The 22,300-nt window shown below is 71.3% G+C and carries 21 protein-coding genes and 1 riboswitch; of the genes, 10 read left to right on the forward strand and 11 right to left on the reverse strand.

The genetic code is table 11. From position 1 onward, the window contains the following. Positions 1-181 precede the first annotated feature (181 nt). Positions 182-850: an AAA family ATPase gene (locus OG985_RS16205; protein WP_371669037.1), complete on the reverse strand. Its 669-nt coding sequence runs from the start codon at positions 848-850 to the stop codon at positions 182-184. Positions 851-1,028: 178 nt separating this feature from the next. Further along, positions 1,029-1,127, forward strand: a riboswitch (glycine riboswitch). A 150-nt stretch (positions 1,128-1,277) separates the two neighbouring features. On the opposite strand from OG985_RS16205, the gene gcvT reads away from it, so the two are divergent. The 5 genes from gcvT to OG985_RS16230 all read left to right on the forward strand — a co-directional run bounded on the left by gcvT (position 1,278) and on the right by OG985_RS16230 (position 6,405). Beyond that, the gene (gcvT, locus tag OG985_RS16210; RefSeq protein WP_371669038.1) at positions 1,278-2,396 is read left to right on the forward strand and encodes a glycine cleavage system aminomethyltransferase GcvT; all 1,119 of its coding nucleotides are present in this window, start codon (positions 1,278-1,280) and stop codon (positions 2,394-2,396) included. Positions 2,397-2,566: 170 nt separating this feature from the next. Continuing rightward, positions 2,567-2,944, forward strand: a complete 378-nt coding sequence (gcvH, locus tag OG985_RS16215) for a glycine cleavage system protein GcvH (protein ID WP_371669039.1) — start codon at positions 2,567-2,569, stop codon at positions 2,942-2,944. A 14-nt stretch (positions 2,945-2,958) separates the two neighbouring features. After that, the gene (gene glyA / locus OG985_RS16220) at positions 2,959-4,233 is read left to right on the forward strand and encodes a serine hydroxymethyltransferase (RefSeq protein WP_371669040.1); all 1,275 of its coding nucleotides are present in this window, start codon (positions 2,959-2,961) and stop codon (positions 4,231-4,233) included. Positions 4,234-4,332: 99 nt separating this feature from the next. Next, positions 4,333-5,700: an L-serine ammonia-lyase gene (locus OG985_RS16225; protein WP_371669041.1), complete on the forward strand. Its 1,368-nt coding sequence runs from the start codon at positions 4,333-4,335 to the stop codon at positions 5,698-5,700. 147 nt (positions 5,701-5,847) lie between these two features. Continuing rightward, positions 5,848-6,405 carry a glycoside hydrolase family 25 protein gene (locus OG985_RS16230; protein WP_371669042.1) on the forward strand — a complete coding sequence of 186 codons (558 nt, stop codon included), beginning with the start codon at positions 5,848-5,850 and terminating at the stop codon, positions 6,403-6,405. 1 nt (position 6,406) lies between these two features. On the opposite strand, the gene OG985_RS16235 is transcribed toward OG985_RS16230, so the two are convergent. Beyond that, entirely contained in the window at positions 6,407-6,856 is a 450-nt protein-coding gene (locus tag OG985_RS16235; protein ID WP_371669043.1) for a hypothetical protein, read from the reverse strand. 66 nt (positions 6,857-6,922) lie between these two features. On the opposite strand from OG985_RS16235, the gene OG985_RS16240 reads away from it, so the two are divergent. Further along, entirely contained in the window at positions 6,923-7,465 is a 543-nt protein-coding gene (locus tag OG985_RS16240) for an MOSC domain-containing protein (protein WP_371669044.1), read from the forward strand. 60 nt (positions 7,466-7,525) lie between these two features. On the opposite strand, the gene OG985_RS16245 is transcribed toward OG985_RS16240, so the two are convergent. The 3 genes from OG985_RS16245 to OG985_RS16255 form a co-directional block, all read right to left on the reverse strand. Beyond that, the gene (locus tag OG985_RS16245; protein WP_371669045.1) at positions 7,526-8,185 is read right to left on the reverse strand and encodes an NADPH-dependent F420 reductase; all 660 of its coding nucleotides are present in this window, start codon (positions 8,183-8,185) and stop codon (positions 7,526-7,528) included. 174 nt (positions 8,186-8,359) lie between these two features. After that, entirely contained in the window at positions 8,360-8,572 is a 213-nt protein-coding gene (locus tag OG985_RS16250) for an EF-hand domain-containing protein (protein ID WP_371669046.1), read from the reverse strand. A 139-nt stretch (positions 8,573-8,711) separates the two neighbouring features. Beyond that, positions 8,712-8,876, reverse strand: a complete 165-nt coding sequence (locus OG985_RS16255) for a hypothetical protein (protein ID WP_371669047.1) — start codon at positions 8,874-8,876, stop codon at positions 8,712-8,714. A 64-nt stretch (positions 8,877-8,940) separates the two neighbouring features. On the opposite strand from OG985_RS16255, the gene OG985_RS16260 reads away from it, so the two are divergent. Further along, the gene (locus tag OG985_RS16260) at positions 8,941-9,579 is read left to right on the forward strand and encodes a GNAT family N-acetyltransferase (RefSeq protein ID WP_371669048.1); all 639 of its coding nucleotides are present in this window, start codon (positions 8,941-8,943) and stop codon (positions 9,577-9,579) included. Positions 9,580-9,604: 25 nt separating this feature from the next. Here OG985_RS16260 and OG985_RS16265 read toward each other — a convergent pair whose 3' ends face one another. The 6 genes from OG985_RS16265 to OG985_RS16290 all read right to left on the reverse strand — a co-directional run bounded on the left by OG985_RS16265 (position 9,605) and on the right by OG985_RS16290 (position 15,924). Next, positions 9,605-10,807, reverse strand: coding sequence for a YncE family protein (locus tag OG985_RS16265; RefSeq protein WP_371669049.1), 1,203 nt, complete (start codon positions 10,805-10,807; stop codon positions 9,605-9,607). Next, positions 10,807-11,589, reverse strand: coding sequence for a polysaccharide deacetylase family protein (locus OG985_RS16270; RefSeq protein ID WP_371669050.1), 783 nt, complete (start codon positions 11,587-11,589; stop codon positions 10,807-10,809). Before OG985_RS16270 ends, OG985_RS16265 begins: the two co-directional genes overlap by 1 nt. Before the next feature lie 72 nt (positions 11,590-11,661). Next, complete coding sequence (locus OG985_RS16275; protein WP_371669051.1) at positions 11,662-12,165, reverse strand: ATP-binding protein; 504 nt, start codon at positions 12,163-12,165, stop codon at positions 11,662-11,664. A gap of 274 nt (positions 12,166-12,439) precedes the next feature. Beyond that, positions 12,440-13,207, reverse strand: a complete 768-nt coding sequence (locus OG985_RS16280; RefSeq protein WP_371669052.1) for an enoyl-CoA hydratase/isomerase family protein — start codon at positions 13,205-13,207, stop codon at positions 12,440-12,442. 89 nt (positions 13,208-13,296) lie between these two features. Beyond that, positions 13,297-14,538, reverse strand: a complete 1,242-nt coding sequence (locus tag OG985_RS16285; protein ID WP_371669053.1) for an Ig-like domain-containing protein — start codon at positions 14,536-14,538, stop codon at positions 13,297-13,299. 159 nt (positions 14,539-14,697) lie between these two features. Further along, the gene (locus tag OG985_RS16290; RefSeq protein ID WP_371669054.1) at positions 14,698-15,924 is read right to left on the reverse strand and encodes an Ig-like domain-containing protein; all 1,227 of its coding nucleotides are present in this window, start codon (positions 15,922-15,924) and stop codon (positions 14,698-14,700) included. A 152-nt stretch (positions 15,925-16,076) separates the two neighbouring features. Between OG985_RS16290 and glgX the strand changes: the two genes are divergently transcribed. From glgX to OG985_RS16305, 3 genes are all read left to right on the forward strand, one after another. Beyond that, on the forward strand, positions 16,077-18,320 hold the full coding sequence (gene glgX, locus OG985_RS16295; RefSeq protein WP_371669055.1) for a glycogen debranching protein GlgX: 2,244 nt from the start codon (positions 16,077-16,079) through the stop codon (positions 18,318-18,320). A gap of 289 nt (positions 18,321-18,609) precedes the next feature. Next, positions 18,610-20,388, forward strand: coding sequence for an ABC transporter ATP-binding protein (locus OG985_RS16300; RefSeq protein WP_371669056.1), 1,779 nt, complete (start codon positions 18,610-18,612; stop codon positions 20,386-20,388). Beyond that, positions 20,385-22,283: an ABC transporter ATP-binding protein gene (locus tag OG985_RS16305; protein ID WP_371669057.1), complete on the forward strand. Its 1,899-nt coding sequence runs from the start codon at positions 20,385-20,387 to the stop codon at positions 22,281-22,283. Before OG985_RS16300 ends, OG985_RS16305 begins: the two co-directional genes overlap by 4 nt. Positions 22,284-22,300 lie beyond the last annotated feature (17 nt).

A 22,300-nucleotide genomic window follows, 5' to 3' on the forward strand; every position in this document is an offset into this window, starting at 1 on the left:
ACGCGCGGCTGCTGGGGCGGGACGCGCGGCCGGGCCGACGCGACGTCGACGCGACGCACGGCCGGACCGCGGAACCCGTCCGTGGCCGGGCCGGCGGCACGGGCGGCCGGGCCGACGCGACGTCGGGCGCCGGACGCCGGACGCCGGACACATGACCGCCCGGTCCGCCCGGTCCGCCCGGTCAGCCGGTGAAGCCGATTCGGGCGAGCACGTCTGCCGCGTCGCGGTCCAGCAGGACCGCCGAGGCGCAGCCCACGGGCAGATCGCCCCGCTCGGCGGAGCGCAGCAGCCGGCCGGCCGCCGTGCGGTGGCGCAGGAAGGCGTACCGCGAGACACCCCGGCCGCGCTCGCGCTGGCCCGCCAGCGCGGTACCGGGCGGGACGTCGAGGAGCAGCAGATGCAGGGTGCCGCCCCGGCGGCGGGCCACGCGGGCCAGCCAGTCGCGCACCCAGGCCTGCGTGCCGCAGTCGTGCACGACCACTCCCTCACCGGTGCGCAGGGCGCGGCGCAGCCCCGCGTAGTGGGCCAGCCGCACCAGTGGGCGGTAGACCGCGTACGGCAGGAACCGCGGCATCCGGGAGTCCCAGCGGTCGCGGGTGTCCTGGGAGTCGACGCGCAGTCCGCGGACGGTGCGCCGCATGAGCGTGGACTTGCCGCTGCCGGGCAGTCCGGTGATCACGACGAGATCGCGGGGCCCGAAGAGGAGCGCGTGCGGGCTGTGGCCGCCCCGCTCGCGCAGGTCGCGGAGGACGGGTGCCGGGCGTGCCCCGCACGCCTCTCGGGCCGTGGCAGACGGCTGCTCGGGCAGCGCGACGGCCGAGGTCGTGGCGTACGCAGTGGTCCTCTTCACCCTGATCGTCCTCCCCTGGGGTGGGCACGAGTACCCTCCCCGTCGAGTGTAAAGAGAAGGTAATACGCGGTGTCTCGCGTTTTCATGCGCTTACTGCCACAAGCCGGTTACAGAGGTGGTCTGCCCACGTGCGGGCGATGCGTGCAATGATGTCGGCGCCAACTGCATACCGGCCGCTTGAATCCGCGCGGGAGAGTTCCCAGCAGTACGTCGCTGGGGCGCCGAAGGAGCAAGTCCCTCCCTTGAATCTCTCAGGCCCCGTTACCGCGCGGGCGAGGCACATCTGAAAAGCGGGCCGCTGTGACAGTGGCTCCACCCAAGGTGCAAACCATGACGACCGCTTCGCGGGTCATGGCGAACCTCTCAGGTTCCGATGACAGATGGGGAGGAACGACCTCGCCGTCATGCCCTGGGAGACGACCGACCGATGAGCAGTACCGCACCCCGCCATACCGCGCTCGACGCCCTGCACCGTTCGCTCGGCGCGACGATGACCGACTTCGCCGGCTGGGACATGCCGTTGCGCTACGGCTCCGAGCGCGACGAGCACAACGCCGTACGCACCAGGGCCGGTCTCTTCGACCTCTCGCACATGGGCGAGATCACGGTCAGCGGCCCGCAGGCCGTCGCCCTGCTGGACCACTCGCTGGTCGGCAACATGGGCACGATCGGCGTCGGCCGCGCCCGCTACACCATGATCTGCCAGGAGGACGGCGGCATCCTGGACGACCTGATCGTGTACCGGCTCCAGGAGCGGGAGTACATGGTCGTCGCCAACGCCTCCAACGCCCAGGTGGTGCTGGACGCGCTGGTGCGCCGGGCGGAGGGCTTCGACGCCGAGGTGCGCGACGACCGGGACGGCTACGCGCTGCTCGCCGTCCAGGGCCCCGAGTCCCCCGGCATCCTGAAGTCGCTCACCGACGCCGACCTGGACGGCCTGAAGTACTACGCGGGCCTGCCCGGCACCGTCGCCGGTGTCCCGGCGCTGATCGCGCGCACCGGATACACCGGTGAGGACGGCTTCGAGCTGTTCGTGAAGCCGGAGCACGCCGTCGAGCTGTGGCAGGCGCTGACCAAGGCGGGCGAGGGCGCCGGTCTGGTCCCCTGCGGCCTGTCCTGCCGGGACACGCTGCGCCTGGAGGCGGGCATGCCGCTGTACGGGCACGAGCTGTCGACCTCGCTCACCCCCTTCGACGCCGGGCTCGGCCGGGTGGTGAAGTTCGAGAAGGAGGGCGACTTCGTGGGGCGCGAGGCGCTGCGCGCGGCCGCCGCCCGTTCGGCCGAGAACCCGCCGCGCGTCCTGGTCGGCCTGGCCGCCGAGGGCCGCCGTGTCCCGCGCGCCGGGTACCCCGTGGTCGCCGGCGGCGAGGTGATCGGCGAGGTCACCTCCGGTGCCCCCTCCCCCACGCTCGGCCGGCCGATCGCGATGGCGTACGTCGACGCGGCGCACGCGCGGCCGGGCACGCCCGGAGTCGGCGTGGACATCCGGGGCACCCACGAGCCCTACGAGGTCGTGGCTCTGCCGTTCTACAAGCGGCAGAAGTGACACTGTCGTCCTCGGCACGGCCGGCACCGCCACGGTCGTGACCGTCGCGGCCGCGATCAGCACGGCCGTAACCGTCCGCACGTGATGTCGGGCACATCGCGCCTGCTCACACGTGCTCCCACCAGTCCCCCATTCACCAGCACTCCCCCGCGTACAGGAGAATTCAGGCCATGAGCAACCCCCAGCAGCTGCGCTACAGCAAGGAGCACGAGTGGCTGTCGGCCGCCGAGGACGGCGTGGCGACGGTCGGCATCACCGAGCACGCGGCCAACGCGCTCGGCGACGTGGTCTTCGTCCAGCTCCCCGACGCCGGCGCCACCGTGACCGCGGGCGAGACCATCGGTGAGCTGGAGTCGACCAAGTCGGTCAGCGACCTGTACTCCCCGGTGACCGGCGAGGTCACGGAGGTCAACGAGGACGTCGTCAACGACCCGTCGCTGGTGAACTCCGCCCCCTTCGAGGGCGGATGGCTGTTCAAGGTACGCGTCACGGACGAGCCGGCCGACCTGCTCTCGGCCGACGAGTACACCGCCTTTTCCGCCGGCTGAGGAGTCGTAGACCCATGTCCGACCACACGTCGCAACTGAACACGCCCCTGCACGAGCTCGACCCGGACATCGCCGCCGCGGTCGACGCCGAACTGCGGCGCCAGCAGTCCACGCTCGAGATGATCGCCTCGGAGAACTTCGCCCCGGTCGCGGTCATGGAGGCGCAGGGCTCGGTCCTCACCAACAAGTACGCCGAGGGCTACCCGGGCCGCCGCTACTACGGCGGCTGCGAGCACGTCGACGTCGCCGAGCAGATCGCGATCGACCGGGTCAAGGAGCTGTTCGGCGCCGAGTACGCCAACGTGCAGCCGCACTCGGGCGCCTCCGCCAACCAGGCCGCGCTGTTCGCGCTGGCCCAGCCCGGCGACACCATCCTCGGCCTGGACCTGGCGCACGGCGGCCACCTGACCCACGGGATGCGGCTGAACTTCTCCGGCAAGCAGTTCAACGTGGTCGCCTACCACGTGGAGGACTCCGGCCTGGTCGACATGGCCGAGGTCGAGCAGCTCGCCAAGGAGCACCGGCCGAAGGTGATCATCGCCGGCTGGTCGGCGTACCCGCGGCAGCTGGACTTCGCGGAGTTCCGCCGGATCGCGGACGAGGTCGGCGCCTACCTGTGGGTCGACATGGCGCACTTCGCGGGCCTGGTCGCGGCCGGTCTCCACCCGAACCCGGTGGAGTACGCGGACGTGGTCACCTCCACCACCCACAAGACGCTGGGCGGCCCGCGCGGCGGGATCATCCTGGCGAAGCAGGACTTCGCCAAGAAGCTCAACTCGTCGGTCTTCCCGGGCTTCCAGGGCGGTCCGCTCGAGCACGTGATCGCGGCGAAGGCGGTGTCCTTCAAGGTCGCGGCGAGCGAGGAGTTCAAGGAGCGCCAGCGGCGCACGGTCGAGGGAGCACGGCTGCTGGCCGAGCGGCTGACCGCCCCGGACGCCCGCGAGGCCGGCGTGAACGTCCTGTCCGGCGGCACGGACGTGCACCTGATCCTGGTCGACCTGCGCGAGTCCGAGCTGGACGGCCGGCAGGCCGAGGACCGCCTCCACGAGGTCGGCATCACGGTCAACCGCAACGCCGTCCCGAACGACCCGCGCCCGCCGATGGTGACCTCCGGGCTGCGCATCGGTACGCCGGCCCTCGCCACCCGCGGCTTCACGGCCGAGGACTTCGCGGAGGTCGCGGACGTGATCGCGGAGACGCTCAAGCCGTCCTACGACGTCGCAGCCCTGAAGGCCCGGGTGACGGCCCTGGCGGAGAAGCACCCGCTGTATCCCACGCTGGGCAGCTAGTCCCGTTTCACCGGGGCACCGCGCACACTGGAAGCACATGCTGCTGCGGCGCGCGCGGTGCCCCGCCCCATGTTCCACCCCCGTTTTTGAGGAGTCACCGTGGCCATCTCGGTCTTCGACCTGTTCTCGATCGGCATCGGCCCGTCCAGCTCCCACACGGTCGGCCCGATGCGGGCGGCGCGCATCTTCGCCCGCCGGCTGCGCAACGAGGGTCTGCTGGACTCCGTCGCCTCGGCCCGCGCCGAGCTGTACGGCTCCCTCGGCGCGACCGGCCACGGCCACGGCACGCCCAAGGCGGTGCTGCTCGGCCTGGAGGGCGCCTCACCGCGGACGGTGGACGTGGAGGGCGCGGACGAGCGGGTGGAGCGGATCAAGGAAGCCGGCCGGATCCAACTCCTGGGCGAGCACGAGATCCCGTTCTCCTTCGACGACGACCTGGTCCTGCACCGCCGTAAGACGCTCCCGTACCACGCGAACGGCATGACCCTGTGGGCGTACGACGCCTCGGGGGCCGAGCTGCTGTCGAAGACGTACTACTCGGTGGGCGGCGGCTTCGTCGTCGACGAGGACGCGGTCGGCGCCGACCGCATCAAACTGGACGACACGGTCCTCAAGTACCCCTTCCGCACGGGCGACGAGCTGCTGCGCCTGACGAAGGAGACCGGCCTGTCGATCTCCGCGCTGATGCTGGAGAACGAGCGGGCCTGGCGCACGGAGGAGGAGATCCGCACCGGTCTCCTGGAGATCTGGCGGGTGATGCAGGCGTGCGTGACGCGCGGCATGTCCCGTGAGGGCATCCTGCCGGGCGGGCTGCGGGTGCGCCGCAGGGCCGCCGTCTCGGCACGCCAACTCCGCGCGGAGGGCGACCCGTTGGCGCACGCCATGGAGTGGATCACGCTCTACGCGATGGCGGTCAACGAGGAGAACGCGGCCGGCGGCCGGGTGGTGACCGCTCCCACCAACGGCGCGGCCGGCATCATCCCGGCGGTCCTGCACTACTACATCAACTTCGTGCCGGGCGCCGACGAGGACGGCGTGGTCCGCTTCCTGCTCGCCGCCGGCGCGATCGGCATGCTGTTCAAGGAGAACGCCTCCATCTCGGGCGCCGAGGTCGGCTGCCAGGGCGAGGTCGGCTCGGCCTGCTCGATGGCGGCCGGCGCCCTCGCCGAAGTCCTCGGCGGCAGCCCCGAACAGGTGGAGAACGCCGCCGAGATCGGCATGGAACACAACCTCGGCCTCACCTGCGACCCGGTCGGCGGCCTGGTCCAGATCCCCTGCATCGAACGCAACGGCATGGCCGCGGCGAAGGCGGTCACGGCCGCCCGGATGGCCATGCGCGGCGACGGCTCGCACATGGTGTCCCTGGACAAGGTCATCAAGACGATGAAGGAGACCGGGGCGGACATGAGCGTCAAGTACAAGGAGACGGCCCGGGGCGGGCTGGCGGTGAACATCATCGAGTGCTGACGTCCGGGCCGGTGTTCCGCCGGCCCCGTCGAGCGTCACGTTTCCGCGACAAGTCCGCGTAGAGGACGGATCACCCATGCCAGGGTGGGCAACAGAGCCGAACAGGGCCCAACACCTGTTCCCCCACCGGCACTTCAGGGAGACCCCATGTTGCGCGGCATAGACGTGAGTGCGTACCAGTCCTCCTCCTACGACACGGACGACATCTCCTTCGTCTTCATCAAGGCGACGGAGGGGCGTTCGTACGTCAATCCGAGGCTCTCCGCCCAGACGAAGAGGGCCCGCGAGGCCGGTCTCGTCGTCGGCTTCTATCACTTCCTCTGGCCCGGCAACCTCACGGCCCAGGCCGAGTACTTCGTCAAGCACGCCCCCGAGAAGGCGGGCGACATCCTCGCGGTCGACTGGGAGACGACCGGCGAGGGCACCCACGCGAGCAACGCGGAGAAGGACCGCTTCATCCGCAAGGTGAAGGAGCTGCGGCCCGACAACCGGGTCATCCTGTACGCGAACAGGAACTTCTGGCTGAACATCGACACCACCTCGTACGCCGGCGACGGTCTGTGGATCGCCGACTACGTCACCGCCGGCGAGCCCCGCATCAAGGCGAAGTGGCGCTTCCACCAGTACAGCGACAGCCCGCACGACAAGGACGTGGCCGACTTCACGAGCAGGGCCGCGCTGCGGAAGTGGGCCGGGGACGCCTGACTCACTCCGCCCGCCGCCGTACCCCCGCGAGCAGGCGGCGCACGCCCGCGGCGTGAAGTCCGGTGCCGATGGCGAGGACGCGGTACACGGCGCCCGCCGGCCCGGGGAAGGCGGCCCGTGTCTCGGCGCGCAGGCGGTGACGGCCGGGCGCCGTCTCCTCGATGCGGAAGATCAGGGCGTACGTCGAGAAGCGGTGGGAGCCCTCCAGGGTCAGGGTGCGGCCCGGGACCGCGGCGGTGACCCGGAAGCCGGGGAGCGTCGAGCCCTCGGTGAGCGGGCGGGGGCCGGAGGACGTGCGGTCGGCGCAGCCGACGAGACGGCCGTAGGCGGTCGCGTTCCGGCCGGCGAAGGACGCGTCCAGCGTGTCGCTCACCGCGCGCCACACGGCGTCGGCGCCCGCCGCGACGACCGTCGTGTGCTCGTCGACGCGGGGCAGCGCGTTCCTCGGCATGGCGGCCTCCCTTAGGCTCTGGCCCTGGGTCGGGAGCAACCGTAGACAAGAGGGGAGCCACGTGCCATGGGTGGGGCGATCGCCGCGGTCAGCAGCAACGGGACGTACTCGTTCACCAAGCCGAACCGGGAGAGCATCATGCTGCTCGCCGGGCTCGGGGTGGAGGGTGACGTGCATGCCGGGACGACGGTGAAGCACCGGTTCCGGATGAGACGGGACCCTTCGCAGCCGAATCTGCGGCAGGTGCACCTCATTCACGAGGAGCTGTTCGACGAGGTGCGGGAGGCCGGCTTCGAGGTCGCCGCCGGTCAGCTCGGGGAGAACGTCACGACCCGGGGGATCGACCTGCTGGGCCTGCCGGCCGGGACGCTGCTGCGGCTCGGCGCCGAGGCCGTCGTCGAGGTCACCGGGCTGCGGAATCCCTGCGCGCAGATCGACACCCTCGGCAAGGGCCTGATGAGGGAGATGGTCGGGCGCGACGAGGACGGGACGGCCCGGTTCAGGTCCGGAATCATGAGTGTCGTCGTCACCGGCGGAACCGTGCGGCCGGGTGACCCGGTCGAGGTCCTGCTCCCGGACGGGCCGCACGTGCCCCTGGAGATCGTGTGACAGGGGCAGCACAACGGCCGGAGCCGGGAGCTGCCGTGCGGGACAGCTCCCGGGCGTTTCCTAGGCGGTGAAGTCCGGGGTCCGCTCCGGGCTCGCCTCGGACAGTGCCTTCGTCACGCCCTCGACGCCCTCGCGCAGGCCGTACACCGGTGTGCCGGGCTGCTGGCGCCACGAGTCGTCGAGGCCACCCGCGTCCACGGTGTCGAAGCCGAGCTCGTCGATGAGGTCGCGCACCTTCCGCTTGGCCGCCTCGTCGTCGCCGGCCACCGGGAGGGCCACGCGGTCGGGGTCGCCGGCCGGGCGCGGGCGGTCCAGGATGTCCTGGGCGTAGGTGCCGTTGAACGCCTTGATCACGGGGTGGCCGAGCTGCCGTTCGGCCCAGCGGCTCTCGGTGAGGCCGTCCTCGATCTCCGCGATCCTGCCGTCCCGCTGCTGCGGGTAGTAGTTGCCGGTGTCGATGACGACGAAGCCGTCGGCCGCGCCGTCGAGCAGTCCCGAGGGAAGGCCGGGGACCGCCTTCACGGGGACGGTGACCACGACGATCTCCGCGCCGCGGGCCGCCTCCCCGACCGTGACGGGGGTCGCGCCCGTCTCCTTCGCGAGTTCGGTGAGCGTCTGCGGGCCGCGGGAGTTGGCGACGGAGACCTCGTGGCCGAGGGCGGTGAGCCGCCGGGTGAGGTTGCCGCCGATGTTGCCCGCGCCGATGATGCCGATCTTCATGTGACTCGCCTCGCCGTTTCCGGGTCGTATCCGAGGAGCCGGGGCGGCTCCGCCGACGGGCACCACCAACCGACGGACCGGTCCCGCTATTCCGGACGTGCGGCGAACGGGTGCGTCCCGGACATGACGAAGGGGCGCCCGTCCGTGGCCGGACCGGCGCCCCTGCCGTCCGCGTCACTTGTTCAGGTGCGACCAGAACTCGTCGAAGGAGAGGACCTTGTCGCCGTTGAGGTCACGGCTCTTGATGATCGCCTCGGCCACCGACTCGGTGACGTTCCAGTCGCCCCCCTGGGCGAGAGCGGTCTTGAACTCGGCCGCGGTGATGAAGCCGTCGCCGTCCGTGTCGATCCGCTCGAAGTGCTTGCGTGCCTCGTCGATGTCCGCCACCGATCCGCCCCTTTTTGCTCGTGCTGCTCGTTACGTGCTGTCGTACTGACGCAGGTCAGGTTAACCGCCCGCCCGATCCTCCAGCGCCTCGACCACCCAGGCGAACTCGGCACGGTGCGCCGGGCCGGCCCCCGGCCCGTCACCACGGCCGGCACCTCGCGGTGGCGGGCGACCAGCCGGCCGCGGAGCGGGCCACCGGGGGCAGGGCGCCCTCGTCGGACCGGTAGCGGTTGGTGCGCACGGTCGGTCCGGCGGCCCGGGCCCGCTCCCCGTTGGTGAAAAGTCCGGTGCCGTTCTCGATCATGTCTGGGAGTGTGGGCCTTCCGGTGGGTGGAGACTCGAGGGCCGGAACGAGGGGACGGGGCACGATGGCGCAGACTTTGCGGGACATTCTCGACGCGGCGGCCCGGGGTGTCTTCCCGCCGGCGGACGGCGGTACGACGGTCGTCGCCCAGCACTCCCACCGCGACGCCGGCGTCCTCTCCTTCACCGCGCACTCCGTCGTCTTCACGGACGAGGACCCCGCGTGGGTGCGCCGGACGCTGGCCGAGGCCGACTGCGACGCGCTCGCCGCGACGATGAACGCGCGCTTCCTCGACGCCTTCGTGACACGTACGGGGCGCCGCACCGACACGATCGACGTGATGGCGGTCGGCGCTCCGCTGCCGGGCGGTCCGCAGCTCGCGCTGGAGGAGATCGGTGATCCCGGCCATCCCCGGGTGCTGAGCTCCCGCAGGCGGCGTGACGAGGTCCGGGTGTGGGCCGCCGAGGGCGGGGTGCTGGTCCTGGGCCGCGGGATAGCGGGCCGGCTGGAGGTCGCCGTCGAGGTGGACGAGGACGTACGGCACCGGGGGCTGGGGCGGGCCCTGGCCCTGGCCGCGCGGCACCTCGGCGGCGGCGAACCGGTCTGGGCCCAGATCTCGCCGGGGAACGCCCGGAGCATGCGGGCGTTCCAGGCGGCGGGTTACGCACCGGTGGGCGCGGAGGCGCTGCTCATCGCCCGCTGACCCGGGTCGCGGAGCGGGCACCCGGTCAGCGGAAGATCCCGGTGTGGCCCAGCGAGTAGCGGCCCGGCTGCGGGTAGACCGCGAGGCCGTGCGGTCCGCTGCCGACCTTGATCCGGGCGAGCTGGACACCGGTACGGGTGTCGATGGCGTAGACCTCGGAGTTGTACCGGCCGGACAGCCACAGGATCTTGCCGTCGGCGGAGACGCCGCCCATGTCGGGGCTGCCGCCCTGCGGAAGGTGCCACTTCTTGGTGAGCCGGTTCTGGGTGAAGTCGAACACGGACACGGTGCCCTCGCCGCGGTTGGAGACGTACATCTCCCGTGAGTCGCGGCTGACGTACAGACCGTGGGCGCCCTTGCCGGTGGGCAGGAGCTCCGGCCTGGCGAAGGTGTCGCCGTCCAGGACCCACATGCCGTCGGCCATCATGTCGGCGACGTAGAACCGCTTGCCGTCGGGAGAGATCTTGACGTCCTGAGGCATCGCGCCGCGGAAGGGGAGCCGCTGCTGCGCCACGACCTTCATCTGCGCCGTGTCGACCTTGAGGAGTTCGCCGCTGAACTCGCAGGAGACGATGAAGTAGCGGCCGTCGAGGGAGAAGTCGGCGTGGTTGACGCCGTAGCAGCTGACCGGGACCGTCTTCAGGAGCTTCATCGTGTGCGGGTCCCGGAAGGCGAGTTCGCGGTCGAGGGAGGCCATGACGACGGCGTACTTGCCATTGGGCGTGAAGTACAGGTTGTACGGGTCGTGGACGTCGACGGACCTGCCGGCCTTCCCCGTCCTCGGGTCGATGGGGGTGAGGGTGTGGCCGCGGTTGTTGTTGACCCACAGCGTCTTCATGTCCCAGGAGGGCACGACGTGCTGGGGCTGACGGCCGACGCGGATCGTGTCGACGACCTCGTACGTCTTCGGGTCGATGACGGAGACGGTGTCGGACTCCGTGTTGGGGACGTAGATCCGCGACGGGAAGTCCTTGACCACCGGGGAGAGCCGGTTGGGGCGGTCGGCGGCGTACACGTCCTGCGGGTCGAGCACGGGCGGCATGCCGGGCAGACCCGGGACGGCCTTCTTCTTCGCCCGCTGCGGTGGCGCGGGCGGCACGTGGCCGGCCCTGGTGCCGTGGACCTGGTCCCCGTGCTCGTGTGTGGCCGAGCCGCAGGCGGCGAGGGAGGCGAGGACGGAGAAGGCGACGGCGAGGATCAGGGCGCGCGCGGTTTCGGTGGGTCGCATCAGCTGAGCAGCTCCGTGGTGGTGACCGCGCGCAGTCCGCGGCGGTCGAGCTCTTCGAGTACGGCGGGCAGCGCGGCGACCGTGTCGGGGTAGCCGAAGTGCAGGCTCACCACGGATCCGTTGCGGATCTCGCCGAGGACGGTACGGGTGACGGCGGGGGCGCCGGGCGAAGTGAAGTCGAGGGAGTCGACGTCGTACGACAGGACGTGGGGGTAGCCCGCGTCGCGGGCGAGGCGTTCGACGAGCGGGGAGGCGCGGGCGGCGCGGGAGGGGCGGAACCAGGTGCCGATGGACCCGGTGAGTCCGCGCAGCCGCTCGGCGCAACCGGTGATCTCCGCACGGGCCTCGGCCTCGGACATGGTGTTGATGCCCAGGTGGCGCTGGGTGTGGTTGCCGAGGTCATGGCCGCCGTCGAGGATGCGGCGGGCCAGGCCGGGGTGTTCGTCGAGCCAGGTGCCGACGGCGAGGACGGTGACGCGGGCGCCCTGCCGTTCGGCCTCGCCGAGGAGGGCGCGGGCGATGGCCGGATCGCCGTGTCCGTGGAAGGTGAGGGCGACGCGGGGGTGGGCGCGGGGGCCGTGGGTGACTTGGGCCGGTTGACCGGGGAAGGCGCGGGGGGCGGGGGCGGAGGCCGGTGGGGGTGCGGTCGGGGTCGCGGGGGACGTGCGGGCGGGGTGCGCGACGGCGCCGGCGGTGGAGCATCCGGCGAGCGTGCTTCCGGCGAGGAGTGCGGCACCCGTGCGCAGCGCCGTACGGCGGTCGGTCGTGGTCACCCGCACCATTTAAGGGGTGTACCGGGCGAAAACCGGCTATTGGACCGAGTGGCGGCCGGACACTCGGTCAGCGGGCACGCCCTAGCGGTCGGCCACCCTCATCTCGAACCAGGTGGTCTTGCCCCGTGGCAGCAGGTCGACGCCCCAGCGGTCGGACAGCTTGTCGACGAGGAACAGTCCGCGCCCGCTGATGTCCGTCTCCTGGACCGGCATCAGACAGGGCAGGCCCCGGGAGGGGTCGCGGACCTCGACGCGGATCCAGCCGCGGCGGCGGCGCATACGGAGACCGAAGACGCGGGCGCCGGTGTGCCGTACGGCGTTGCCGACCAGTTCGGAGACCAGTAAGACGGCGTCTTCCGTCATCTTCGGGGTGAGTCCCCACTGACGCAGGACCACCACCTGGGCCAGTCGGCGGGCCGTGGCCGCGGACTCGGGGCGGGACGGCAGCGGAACCTCGGCCTCGGTGGGATTGCCGAACAACTCGAGTGCTTTCAGCGCGTGTTCGTCCTCGACCGCAGGCGACCAGCGCGCCGCGGCCGCACGGCTGTGTCCCCGCGGCTGTTCGATGCCCTCCAGCCCCGCCATGCCCCCATCATGGCCGCCCGAACCGGCCGCCGGGGCCGTTCCCGCCGAATACACCCTCCGGAATCCCTCGTTCCGATGGGGTCGATCGGCATATGCCAACGGCACATCGGCACCGTCAACGACCCTTCTGGCCTGCGGAGAAGGCTCGGCTGGAGGCAATCGACAGGCTCCCTCGACAAGACAGGCTTAAGGCCGCCTTAAGGCTGCCATAAACCGTCCCATCGAGGGACCCCGATCGACCACCGGATCAGACACCCTGTCAATTGCAAGGGGTTCAGAGGAATTTCGCCTTGCCGGGGCCCTCATCCACGAAGCTGCGCATCCCGCGCTCACGGTCCTCCGTCGCGAACAGGCCCGCGAACCAGTTGCGTTCGACGGCCAGGCCCGTCTCGATGTCCGTCTCCAGGCCGGTGTCGATCGACTCCTTCGCCGCCCGGAGCGCGATCGCCGGGCCCTGCGCCAGCCTGGCCGCCCAGGCGTGGGCCTCCGTGTAGACGTCGGCGGCCGGGACCACCCGGTCCACCAGGCCCAGCGTGTGGGCCTCGTCCGCCTTCACCATCCGGCCGGTGAAGATCAGGTCCTTCGCCTTCGAGGGACCGATCAGCCGGGAGAGGCGCTGCGTGCCGCCGGCGCCCGGGATGAGGCCGAGCAGGATCTCCGGCTGGCCCAGCTTGGCGTTGTCGGCGGCGATCCGGAAGTCCGCGCACAGGGCGAGCTCGCAGCCGCCGCCCAGCGCGTAGCCGGTGACGGCGGCCACCACCGGCTTGGGGATGCGGGCCACCGCCGTGAACGAGTCCTGCAGGGCCTTCGCCCGCAGGATCATCGCGGTGTGGTCCATGGCCTGCATCTCCTTGATGTCCGCGCCCGCCGCGAACACCTTCTCGCCGCCGTAGATCACCACGGCGCGCACGTCCTCGCGCCGGGTGGCCTCCTCGGCGAGCTCCTTGAGCCGGTCCTGGGTGGCGACGTCCAGCGCGTTCATCGGCGGGCGGTCGAGGCGCAGGGTGCCGACGCCCTCGGCTACTTCGAGATTCACGGTCATGCAGGCAGGTTAACGGCCACTAACGCCAACGGCCCCGGTGCGCTACCTCACACACCGGGGCCGTGCCCGCACCGCGAGACGTCAGACGGTCAGGCCGTCCACTTGTCCCACGACATGTTCCAGCCGTTGAGCCCGTTGTCCGGGGCGACGGTCTGATCCTCGGAGTTCTTGACCTCGACCACGTCGCCGACCATCGAGTGGTCGAAGAACCAGCCCGCGGGAAGCCCGCGGTCGGAGCCGCCGCGCACGTCCTGCAGGCCGACGCAGCCGTGGCTGGCGTTGTAGTTGCCGAAGGCGTCGCCGCCCCAGTAGTTGCCGTGGATGAAGGTGCCGGAGGTGGTCAGGCGCATCGCGTCCGGCACGTCCTTGATGTCGTACTCGCCGCCGTAGCCGACCGTCTCGCCGTTCATCCGGGTCACCCGGAGCTTCTCGCTGATGACCATCTGGCCGTTCCAGGTCTCGTAGCCGGGCTTGCCGGTGGTGACCGGAACGGTCTTGACGACCTTGCCGTCCTGGGTGACCTTCATCGTGTGCTTCTTGGCGTCCACGATCGAGACCTGGTCGCGGCCGATGGTGAAGGAGACGGTCTTGGACTGCTTGCCGTAGACGCCGTCGCGGCCCTCGACACCGTCGAGCGCGAGGTCGACGGTGACCTTGGTGCCTTCCTTCCAGTACTTCTCCGGACGGAAGTCGAGGCGGTCGTTGCCGAACCAGTGGCCTTGGACGTCGACGGCGGGCACGGTCCTGATCGTGATGGCCTTCTCGACGTCCTCGGGGCTGGTGATGCCCCGGGTGAAGCGGATCGAGAACGGCATGCCGACGCCGACCTTCGAGCCGTCCTCGGGAGTGAAGTTGCCGATGAAGGTGTTCTGCGGCGTCAGCGTGGTGAAGCTGGAGTCCTCGGCGGCCGTACGGCCCGCCGAGTCCTTGGCGATCGCGTGCACCGTGTAGGTGGTGGAGGCGGCCAGGTGCGTGGCCGGTGTCCAGCCGGCACCGTCGCCGGATATCTTCCCGGCTATCTTCCCGCCCTTGGCGTCCTTGACCTCGACCTGGGTCAGCTTGCCCTTGGTGGCGCCCACCTTCAGGGCGCCACTGGTGTCGACGGACTTCGCACCGTCCTTGGGCGCGATGGAGACGACGGCCTCCGACTGCTTGCTCTGCGTGGTGGACGAGCCCTGCTCCGTCGCGCCGCCGGCCCCCGAGTCCGAGCCGCCACCCCCTCCGCACGCCGTCACCGCAAGAAGCAGCACTCCGACCACCGGTGCCAACAGCTTCTTGCGGCCACGCCCGCGTGCGTCAACCGACGCCCCCGATATCGGTCGCACGTTCAACTCTTCTCCCCTCGCCGGGCCTGGTCAGGCCCGCCCCGGCGCGCTCCACGCACGCATCGGCGCATATTAACCGGCGGGTTTTGAGCATCGTGTCAGGTCAAGGTCACCGTTCAGTCCCAACTTCAACGGAAAGTTGGGAGAGAACGCCCCCCCTGCCGGTCACTTCACCGCACTGCCCGCCTTCCACTCGCTCCAGCCCATGTTCCATCCGCCGAGGCCGTTGTCGGGAGCGACCTTCTTGTCATTGCTGTGGACGACCTCGACGACGTCGCCGACCAGACTGCGGTCGAAGAACCAGCCGGCGGGCGAGTCCGAGCTGCCGCCCTTCACGTCCCTGAGCCCCACGCAGCCGTGGCTGACATTGATGTTCCCGGGGGCGTCCGGCGCCCAGTAGTTGCCGTGCAGGAAGGTGCCGGAGTCCGTCAGGCGCATGGCGTGCGGGACGTCCGGGATGTCGTACTCGCCGCCGAAGCCGACGGTACGGCTGTTCATGCGGGTCACCTCGAGCATCTCGGTGATGACCATCCTGCCGTTGTACGTGGTGGTCTTCGGGGCGCCGGCCGTGATCGGGACGGTGGCGAGGAGGTCGCCGTCGCGCCGGACGTCCATGGTGTGCCGGGCCGCGTCGACCAGGGAGACCTGACTGCGGCCGACGGTGAAGGAGAACGTCTTGTACTGGACCCCGTAGACGCCGGGTGCCCCCTCGACGTCCCGCAGCCGCAGGGCGACGGTGACCTGCGTACCCGGCTTCCAGTACCGCTCGGGGCGGAAGTCGAGGCGGGCGCCGCCGAACCAGTGGGGGCGGATCTCGACCGGCGGCTTCGCGGTGACGTGGATCGCCCGCTCGACGGCGGCGCGGTGCTCGATCGCCCGGTTGAACTCCAGGGACACGATCATTCCGGTGCCGACGGTCGAGCGGTTCTCCGGGGTGACGTATCCGATGAAGCGTTTGTCGGGAACGTACGTCGTGAAGGTGGTGTGCCGGGCGGAGCGGCGGCCCCGGCCGTCCAGGGCCACCGCGTCGACCGTGTACCGGGCGGCCAGGGCCAGTTTCTCGTCGTCGGGCTCCCAGCGCAGGCCGTCCTCGGAGACGTGCCCCGGCACCGGGGACTCCTGTGCGTCCTGGGACCTGACGACCTTCACCGACTCGATACGTCCACTGGGCACCCGCACCAGGAGCGTCCGGTCGGGTCGTACGCCCCTGCTCCCGTCGTCGGGGGTGACCCGGATGACGTCCTCGGGTGCCGGGGGTTTGCCGAGCACCTGCTCGATCGCACTCGTGCCCTCCGAAGTACAGCCGGTGGCCCCGGCCAGCAGTCCTGCCCATGTCAGTACGGCGGCCAGTGCGGCCCTCGCGCGCCGCGCGCGCCCTTGTCCATGCCTCACGCGATGCCCAACGACCGGGTGCGCTTCGGGGAAACGTGAGTGCGACCCAAGCTCTGGGCAGAACAGTGGGGAGAACGACGCGACGGGGAGCCGCGGCCGGGACGCCGTACGCGCCTTGCACGTCGTTCCACGAGCCGTGGGAGGCTGAACAGGTGTCCAGCGCAGCCGAGCAGGAGGCGGTGGCCGAGGGGCGCGCCGCCGGGGACGGGCGCCCTGCCGCCGCCGTGAACGGCGCGCACCGCAAGGTGCCCGTGCCGGTGTGGCCCGGCGCGTCGATGCCGCTGGGCGCCCGTTTCCGGGTGGGCCCGGACGGGGTGGCGGGCACCAACTTCGCGCTGTGGGCCGGCGGGGCGGAGTCGGTGGAGCTGTGTCTGTTCGACGAGGAGGGCCGGGAGACGCGGGCGCGGCTGACCGAGCTGACGCACGAGATCTGGCACGGGTTCGTGCCGGGTGTGATGCCCGGACAGCGGTACGGCTACCGGGTGCGGGGCCGCTGGGACCCGTGGACCGGCGCCCGCTGGAACGAGGCGAAACTCCTTCTCGACCCGTACGCGCGCGCGGTGGACGGCGACTTCGGCCTGCCGCCCGAGGTGTACGGGCATGTGCGGGACTGGCCCCAACAGCAGGTGGCGGACACCGTGCGGGACGACCGGGACTCGGCGCCGTACGTCCCGAAGGGGGTCGTCGTCCATGACGACGACGACTGGGCGGACGACCGGCGCCCCAAGACGCCGTGGGCCGACTCGGTGATCTACGAGCTGCACGTCAAGGGGTTCACCGAACTCCATCCGGGCATCCCCGAGGAACTCCGCGGAACCTACGCCGGTCTCGCCCATCCGGCCGCGATCGAGCATCTGGTGAAGCTCGGCGTGACCGCCGTCGAACTGCTGCCGGTGCACCAGTTCGCGCACGAGGACCACCTGCTGCGCCGGGGACTGAAGAACTACTGGGGCTACAACTCGATCGGCTACTTCGCCCCGCACGCCGGCTACGCCGCCTCCGGCACCACCGGCCAGCAGGTCGGCGAGTTCAAGCGGATGGTGGGCGCGCTGCACGCGGCCGGGATCGAGGTCATCCTCGACGTGGTCTACAACCACACCGCGGAGGCCGGTGAGCTGGGCCCCACGCTGTCCCTCAAGGGCATCGACAACCGGGGCTACTACCGGTTGCAGTCGGACGCCCGGAGGTACGCGGACTACACGGGCTGCGGCAACACCCTGCACGTCGTCCAGCCGCACGTACTGCGCCTGATCACGGACTCGCTGCGGTACTGGGTGACCGAGATGGGCGTCGACGGCTTCCGCTTCGACCTGGCGGCCGCGCTGGCGCGTTCCATGCACGACGTCGACATGCTGTCCCCCTTTCTCGCGGTGATCGCCCAGGACCCGGTGCTGCGCCGGGTGAAGCTGATCGCCGAGCCGTGGGACGTGGGCTCGGGCGGCTACCAGGTGGGCGCGTTCCCGCCCCTGTGGACCGAGTGGAACGACCGGTACCGCAACGCCGTACGGGACTTCTGGCGGGGCGCGCTGCCCGACGTCCGCGATCTCGGCTACCGCCTGTCGGGGTCCAGCGACCTGTACGCGTGGGGCGGCCGCAGGCCCTACGCGTCGGTCAACTTCGTGACCGCGCACGACGGTTTCACCCTGCGCGACCTGGTGTCCTACGAGCGCAAGCACAACGAGGCGAACGGTGAGGGCAACCGGGACGGCACGGACGACAACCGGGCGTGGAACTGCGGCACCGAGGGCGAGACGGACGACGAGCGCGTACAGGCCCTGCGGCGGCGCCAGCTGCGGAACCTGCTGACCACGCTGCTGCTGTCGACGGGCGTACCAATGCTGGTGGCCGGCGACGAACTGGGGCGTACCCAGCGCGGCAGCAACAACGCGTACTGCCAGGACAACGAGATCAGCTGGCTGGACTGGGGACTGCTGGAGGACCCCGGCTGGAAGGCGCTCTTCGACCTGACCTCCCGGCTGATCCGGCTGCGCCACCGGCACCCGGTGCTCCGCCGCCGGGCCTTCTTCTCCGGACGCGCGCACTCGGCCGACGGACTGCGGGACCTGGCCTGGTTCACCGCGCGGGGCACGGAGATGACGGAACGGGACTGGTACGCGCCCGCGGCCACGCTGGGGATGTACCTCTCCGGCCGGGACATCCCGGGCCGCGACGAGCGGGGGACACCGATCCTCGACGACAGCTTCCTCGCCGTCCTGCACGCCGGCGACCGGCCGACGAGCTTCGTCCTGCCCGGACCGCCCTGGGCGGAGCGCTACGAGGTGGTCGTCGACACCTCGCGGGAGGAACAGGCGGAGGCGCCGGCGGTCACCCACCGGGCGGGCACGGCGATCACCGTACCGGCCCGGGCGGTGCTGTTGTTGCGGGTGGCGGGCTGAGGGAGCCTCGGCGGCCGAAGGCACGTGGTGTCGGCAGCGAGTCCCGGCGCCGCCGAGCCCCACCTTGTTCGATGACGGGCAGGGGTTCAGCGTCGCGCCGGGCGGTGGGCCGGCACATCCGCCGGCGCGCTCGAAAGGACATCGGCCGATCGGTTGATGCGGGCGTACGACCTGTCGAACGCGCAGGTGATGTGCCCCTCGAAGGCACGGGTCCTACGACCGGGGGCGGACCCCGGTCAGGCCAAAACTCGGTGGGCGTTGTCAGTGCCGATCCGTAGGCTCGCTTCTGATGCCCACTACACGTGCAACCGCCGAGGACCGTTCCGCTGTCCGCACTCTGCTGCGCCTGTGGCCGTTCGTCCAGCCGGTGCGGGTGCGGCTGTTCACCGCGGCCGTGGTGGCGATAGTCGCGTCGTGCACCGGGCTGGTGATCCCGCTCGTCCTGAAGTGGATGGTGGACGGCCCGGTCGCCGACGGCGATCCGGCGGGCGTGTGGCTGGGGGCGCTGTACCTGCTGCTGCTCGGGTTCGCGGAGGCCCTGCTGTTCGGGCTGCGGCGGTGGCTGGTGGCGCGCCCGCTGTCGCACGTCGAGGCGGAGATGCGCGCCGGGCTGTACAGGCATCTGCAGCGGCTGCCGATCGCCTTCCACGACCGCTGGGCCTCGGGGCAGTTGCTCTCCCGGGGGACCACCGACCTCATGCTGGTCCGGATGTTCCTCGCCTTTCCGCTGACGTTCCTGCTGGTCAACGGTGTGACCATCCTGGTCGGCGTGATCATCATGCTGCTCCAGGACTGGACGCTCGGACTGGTGATCCTCGGCCCGGCGATCCCGGTGATCGTCACCTGCGTGGTCTTCGAGCGGCGGTACGCCGAGGTCGCGCGGCGCGCGCAGGACCAGGTGGGGGATCTGACGACGGTCGTCGAGGAGAGTGTGCTCGGCATCCGGATCATCAAGGGCTTCGGCCGGCACCGGAGCCAGGCGCGGGCGTTCCGCGAGCTGTCGCGGACACTGCGGGGCACGGAGCTGCACAAGGCGAAGCTGCTGGCGACGATCTGGGGCGTCATCGTGACGCTGCCGGAGGCGGCGATCGGCGCCGCGCTGGTGCTGGGCGCGGTGCAGGTGGCCGACGGGGAGTTGTCGGCGGGCACGCTGGTGGCCTTCCTGTCGACGGCGCTGGCCCTGCGCTGGCCCGTGGACTCGATCGGCTTCCTGCTGGCGATGAGCCAGGAGGCGGCCACGGCCACGGAGCGGTACTTCGAGGTGATGGACGCCGAGCCGGAGAACCCGGCGACCACCGCGGACGACCGTCCGGGCGCCGAGGACGGCGGACTGCGCTTCCACGGCGTGCGGTTCCGCTACCCCGACGCCCCCGAGGACACGGTCCCCGTCCTGGACCGCGTGGACCTCCACATCCGCCCCGGTGAGTCCATGGCTCTCGTCGGCGCCACCGGCAGCGGCAAGACCACCCTCACCGCGCTCGTCCCGCGGCTGCACGAGGTGACGTCCGGGCGCATCACGCTGGACGGCGCGGACATCACGGCGATGTCCCGCGAGGAGCTGCGCTCCCAGGTGGCCGTCGCCTTCGAGGAACCCACCCTCTTCTCCGCCGCCGTCGGCGAGAACGTCCTGATGGGCGCCCCCGACAGCGCCGGTGCCCCTGAGCTGGAGCGGGCGCTCGCCGTCGCACAGGCCGACTTCGTGCACGCGCTCCCCCAGGGCACGGACACCCAGGTCGGCGAGCAGGGGCTGAGCCTCTCCGGCGGGCAGCGGCAGCGCCTCGCGCTGGCCCGGGCCGTGGTCGGCCGGCCCCGGTTCCTCGTCCTGGACGACCCGCTGTCCGCGCTGGACGTGCACACCGAGGCCGCCGTCGAGGCCGCGCTGCGGGAGGTCCTGTCGGACACCACCGCGCTCATCGTGGCGCACCGTCCGTCGACCGTGCTGCTCGCCGACCGGGTGGCCCTGCTCTCCGACGGCCGGATCGCGGCCGTCGGCACCCATCACGAACTGCTGCGTACCAACGCCGAGTACGCCCATCTGATGGCCGGCACCGAGGAGGACGAGCGATGACGGCGCCCACGACCACCGCACCGGGCCAGGAACAGCCCGGCGGGCGGCAGTCCGGCAAAGGGGGATCGGGCGAGGAGTACCCGGCGGGGGAACCGGGCGCGTCCGGTGACCTCTTCGACCGGGACGTCCTGCCCACTCCCCCGGGCGCCACCGCCGCTCTCCTGCGCTCCCTGCTCACCCCGATGAAGGCCCGCGTGGCCGGCACGACGCTTCTGCTGCTGCTCCAGCAGGCGGCGGTGCAGGCCGGCCCGCTGCTGGTGGCGTACGCCATCGACAGCGCGGTGCCCGCGTTCCGCCGCGCCGACCACGGCCCGCTGATCGCGGTGGGTGTCGGCTATCTGCTGTGCGCGCTGGTCTCCGGCGCGCTCCAGTACGCGTTCATCGGCGCCTCCGCCCGCGTCAACCAGGACGTGCTGCTGGACCTGCGCGGCCGGATCTTCCGCCACGCGCAGGCGCTCAGCCTCGACTTCCACGAGCGCTACACCTCCGGCCGGATCATCTCCCGCTCCACCACCGACGTGGAGTCGCTGCGCGAACTGCTCAGCGAGGGGCTCCAGGAACTCGTCACGGTCATCCTGTCCTTCGTCTACGTCTCGGCCCTGCTGCTCTGGCTGGACCTGGGGCTGGGCGCGGTCGCGGTGGCCTCCTTCGTGCCGCTGTACCTCCTGGTGCGGGTCTACCGGCGGCGCGCCGAGCAGGTGTACGCGCTGCGGTCCACCGCCATCGCCGCCGTCATCGTCAAGTTCGTCGAGACCATGAACGGCATCCGGCCGGTGCGCGCGTTCCGCCGCGAGGCCGTCAACGACGCCGACTTCGGGGTGCTGAACCGGCGGCACGAGCGGACCAACGGCGACGCGCTCCTGGAGATGGCCCGCTATGTCACCGGCTCCCGGCTGGTCGCCAACACGGCCGTCGCGCTGATCGTGCTGTGGGGCGCCCGGCGGGTCGCGGGCGGCACGCTGGAGCTGGGCGTACTGGCGGCCGCGGTGCTGTATCTGCGCCGGCTGTACGACCCCATCGACCGGCTCGGCATGTTCCTCAACTCGTACCATTCGGCGGCGGCCTCGCTGGAGAAGATCGCGGGACTGCTGGCCCAGACGCCGTCCGTGCCCGAGCCGTCGACGCCCCGGCAGCTGCCGCCGCTCGCCTCGGAACACCCCGGCCGCGAGGTCGTCTTCGACGGCGTCCGGTTCGCCTACCGCACCGGCGGCGAGGTCCTGCCCCGCTTCGACCTGACCGTCCCGGCCGGGCAGACCGTCGCGGTCGTCGGCTCCACCGGGGCCGGCAAGTCGACGCTGGCCAAGCTGCTCGCCCGGTTCTACGACGCCTCCGAGGGCCGGGTCCTGCTGGACGGCGTCGACCTGCGCGAGCTGTCCGTGCCGGAACTGCGGCGCGGGGTGGTCATGGTGACGCAGGAGGCGTTCCTGTTCTCCGGCACGGTCGCCGAGAACATCGCCATCGGCCGCCCGGACGCCGGCCGCGACGAGATCGAGCAGGCTGCGAAGGCGATCGGCGCGCACGACTTCATCAGCGCGCTGCCCGACGGCTACGACACCGACGTACGCAAGCGGGGTGGCCGCATCTCCGCCGGTCAGCGCCAACTCGTCGCGTTCGCACGGGCGTTGCTGGCCGACCCGGCCGTGCTGATCCTCGACGAGGCGACCAGCTCCCTGGACATCCCGGGCGAACGGGCGGTGCAGCGCGCGATGTCGACGGTGCTGCGCGGGCGTACGGCCGTCGTGATCGCGCACCGGCTGTCCACCGTCGAGATCGCCGACCGGGTCCTGGTCATGGAGCACGGGCGGATCGTCGAGGACGGCAGCCCGGAGGAACTCGTCGCGGGTACGGGCCGGTTCGCGGACCTGCACCGGGCCTGGCAGGACAGTCTGGCGTGAGCCGGCCACCGAGGGAG

The organism is Streptomyces sp. NBC_00289, from assembly GCF_041435115.1.
Lineage (GTDB): Bacteria > Actinomycetota > Actinomycetes > Streptomycetales > Streptomycetaceae > Streptomyces.